This window comes from bacterium, assembly GCA_024228115.1.
Classification (GTDB): Bacteria; Myxococcota_A; UBA9160; order UBA9160; family UBA6930.
The window spans coordinates 1-3,745 of the sequence record JAAETT010000693.1; the positions used below are offsets into that span (position 1 = coordinate 1).

A 3,745-nucleotide genomic window follows, 5' to 3' on the forward strand; every position below is an offset into this window, starting at 1 on the left:
CGTCAAGTCAATCCGATACCGCTTCTTCGACATACGGGCCCCATGAATCGGCCCGCGACACGGCGAGAACCGATTGGCTGCGGGGGACGCAGTGCTTAGCATGACAACACTTCCGCCTTTGGTCGATACAAGGGACTAGAGATGCGTCTCCGAGGTTGCTTCCTCGTCGTCGAGGCCCGGCAGCTCGGGGATCACGTTCTCCGAGGCTTCGGCTCCCGGGTCTCCCGGCTCGGCGTCACCGGGCTCGGTGTCTTCGGGTTCGGCGTCTTCGGTCTCCTCGGCTTCGGAGGCGGCGGGCTCTGCGTCCACGGCCTCGGCGCTCTCGATGACCACTTCGCTCACCACCTCGGCGACACCCGGGACGGCACCTGCCAGCTCCGTCGCCAGCACGATCACGTCTGCGTTCGGCGCGCCGCCGATCAGTGTGACGATTCGATCTTGAACGCCGGCGGTGATGGTTGCGCCTTCGAGTTCTGGCTCCTCCAGCAGCGCACGGTTGACCTGACGGTGGAGCACCTCGTCGGTCGCGAACTCACCGACGGCGTTCTTGGCCGAGAGCCAACGCTGTTGCACTTCGTCGAAGGCCTCGGCGGCCTTGTCGCGAGCCGCCTGGGCGTCTTCCAGGCGTCGCTCCAGTTGGTCGAGGGTCGTCTGGGCGGCGTTCTTGGCCTGGCTGGCCGAAGCCAGCTCTTCTGTGGCGTCGGCAAGCTGCTCCTCCGGGGTGGGATCGCCGCAGCCTGTACCCGCAAGGGCAAGCAAGAGGGCGCAAGTGGGCGCCAGTAGACGCAGGGTCGGACTCGAGCGGAAGGGATTCATGGGGGCCTCCTCGGGCAGCGAAACGCGTTCGGGGCCGGTGGTTACCACGATTCCGCCTGCTGGGCCACGAGGCAGAAGGACCCACGAGAATCCCCGAACGACTCGGGTTTGGCTCGCATTCCCGGCTCGACCGGGGGATTGCCGGGCTGCCTCGCCCGGTGTAACACGAGGCGGTGACGGCACGAAAGAAGACCCGCGGCCCCGCCGCGACCCAATACGAGAAACTCGGCAGCTTCTACCTGGGCGCAACCCTCGGAAGCGATGGCAAGCGCTCGGAAGAGGCCCTGCTCTACGACTCCAAGGATCTCACGACCCACGCCGTCTGTGTGGGCATGACCGGCAGCGGCAAGACCGGTCTGTGCGTCTCGCTTCTCGAGGAAGCTGCCCTTGACGGCATTCCGGCGATCGTCATCGATCCGAAGGGCGATCTCGGCAACCTCCTGCTCACCTTCCCCGATCTCGCTCCTACGGATTTCAGGCCCTGGATCGATGAGGCCGCCGCAGGCCGCGAGGGACGAACGCCAGACGAGCAGGCCAAAGCGGTCGCCGAACAGTGGAAGAAGGGCCTCGCGGATTGGGGCCAGGATGGTGCGCGCATCAGGGCGTTTCGTGAGGCCGTCGATCTGGCGATCTACACCCCGGGAAGCAGCGCTGGCCGCCCGCTCCGGGTCCTGAAATCCCTGGCCGCACCGCCGGAAGCGTTGCGCGGGGATTCCGATGCGCATCGGGAGCGCATCCAGGCTTCGGTGTCGGGGCTACTCGCCTTGCTAGGCATCGATCCCGATCCGATCAAGAGCCGCGAGCACATCCTCATCTCCAATGTCGTGGATCGTGCCTGGTCCGCGGGGCGGGATCTCGATCTCGCCAGCCTGATCCGGGAAATCCAGAGCCCGGCCTTCGATCGGGTCGGCGTGTTCGATCTGGAGAGCTTCTTTCCGGCCGAGGATCGGCTGGCGCTTGCGATGACACTGAACAACCTGCTCGCTTCGCCGAGCTTCTCTTCCTGGATGGAAGGGGAGCCGCTCGATATCCAACGGCTGCTGTATACGCCCGAAGGGAAGCCGCGTCTCTCCATCCTTTCGATCGCCCATCTCTCCGAGAGCGAGCGCATGTTCTTCGTGACGCTGCTGTTGAACGAGATGGTCACCTGGATGCGCAGCCAGCCCGGCACGAACAGCCTGCGGGCCATTCTCTACATGGACGAGGTATTCGGCTACTTCCCGCCGACCGCGAATCCGCCGTCGAAGATGCCGATGCTGACGCTCCTGAAGCAGGCCCGGGCCTATGGCCTCGGCTGCGTGTTGGCAACCCAGAACCCGGTAGACCTCGACTACAAAGGCCTCTCCAATACCGGAACCTGGTTGTTAGGTCGCCTTCAGACCGAGCGGGACAAGATGCGGGTGATCGAAGGGCTCGAGGGGGCGTCGGCCACGACCGGTGCCGCCTTCGATCGCGGAGAGATGGAGCGGCTCCTGGCGGGCCTCGGCAACCGGACCTTCTTGATCAACAACGTTCATGAAAGATGGGCCGGTGTTGTTCCAGACGCGTTGGGCGATGTCCTACCTGCGCGGGCCGCTCACGCGAAAGCAGATCGCCAGCCTCACGGCGAAGCAGGAGTTAGCGTCTCCGGTGGCTCCCGAATCGACCCTCGCGCCGCCAGTGGTCCCCGAGGTCCCCGAGGCCGCCGTCCGGCCGGCCGTCGCACCGGAGGTCGATCAGGCCTACCGGCCGGTGGTGGCTCCAGCCGGTGAGGGCGTACGAATCGTCTATCGCCCCTGCTTGTTTGGCGCGGCCGGCGTGCACTATGCCAAGGCAGCGGCCAACGTCGACCGTTGGGAGAGCGTAGGAGTGCTCGTGCCCTTGGCCGGGGATCTCCGCGGTTCGCCCTGGGACGACGAGGGGACGGTCACGCTCGATCCCCAGCAACTGGATCTCGGAGACGTAGCCTACGAGGGTGCCGAGTTCGGAGATCTTCCCTCAGCAGCGACACGAGCGAAGAGCTACCCGCGTTGGAACAAGATGCTGAAGAGTCACATCTATCGGGTGTGCGTGCTGAGCCTGTGGAAGTGCAAGGCGTTGAAGGAGACATCCAAACCGGGCGAGAGCGAAGGCGACTTCCGAGCCCGGATGCGCACCAAGCTGCACGAGCAACGGGATCTCCGGGTCGAAAAGCTTCGCAAGCGGTACGCGACGAAGATCACGCGGCTCGAGAACCGCATTCTCCGTGCTGAGCAGAAGCTCGAACGCGAAGAGGAACAATACGACGCCTCCAAACGCAACACGGTCATTTCAATGGGTGCCACCATGCTCGGAGCGCTCTTCGGTCGGAAGCTGGGAAGCGCCCGGAACGTAGGCCGGGCCACGACCGCGATCCGCGGGGCGAACCGAGCCATGAAGCAGCACGGCGATATCGACCGGGCCGAGGCGGAGTTGGGTGCGGTAAAAGAGGAACTCATCGAGATGGAGCAGGAGCTCCAGACCGAACTCGAGAGGGTTCGCGACGAGGTCGATGAATCCGCAATCGAACTCGTGCAGCTCCCTATTCGCACGCGCAAATCCGACACGGCCGTCGAGCGGGTCGCCCTGGTGTGGGTGCCGTGGCGGGTCGGCAAAGACGGGATCGCCGAGCCGGCCTGGGAATGACGGCGAGAAGCTGCTCCGCTTCTGTTGCGTAGCCCCAGCGAAGCGTCCCCACCCGCCAGTACGGCTGCCCCCCGCACCTCGATCCGCCAGGAGAAGCGAAGCGGGGTCCAGGGGGCAGGTTCGATTCAGGCTGGTCGCCGTTGAGCCTAGTGATATGATTCATAAATAAAGGGCACTATTGGACTATCCACGTTACCCTCGCGGCGAACGGCCAGAGGGGCACGATGCGGGTCGCAGCCGAGATTCACCTCAGCAAGAGCCAGCGGGCGATGCTTCAGCAATGGTC

1 protein-coding gene and 1 pseudogene are annotated in these 3,745 nt (G+C 64.8%); one reads left to right on the top strand and one right to left on the bottom strand.

Annotated features, from left to right (window positions below; genetic code table 11):
- Positions 1-135: 135 nt before the first annotated feature.
- The gene (locus tag GY937_28705) at positions 136-816 is read right to left on the bottom strand and encodes a BON domain-containing protein (protein MCP5060697.1); all 681 of its coding nucleotides are present in this window, start codon (positions 814-816) and stop codon (positions 136-138) included.
- 173 nt (positions 817-989) lie between these two features.
- On the opposite strand from GY937_28705, the pseudogene GY937_28710 reads away from it, so the two are divergent.
- A pseudogene (locus tag GY937_28710) lies at positions 990-3,459 on the top strand (DUF87 domain-containing protein).
- Positions 3,460-3,745: the final 286 nt, after the last annotated feature.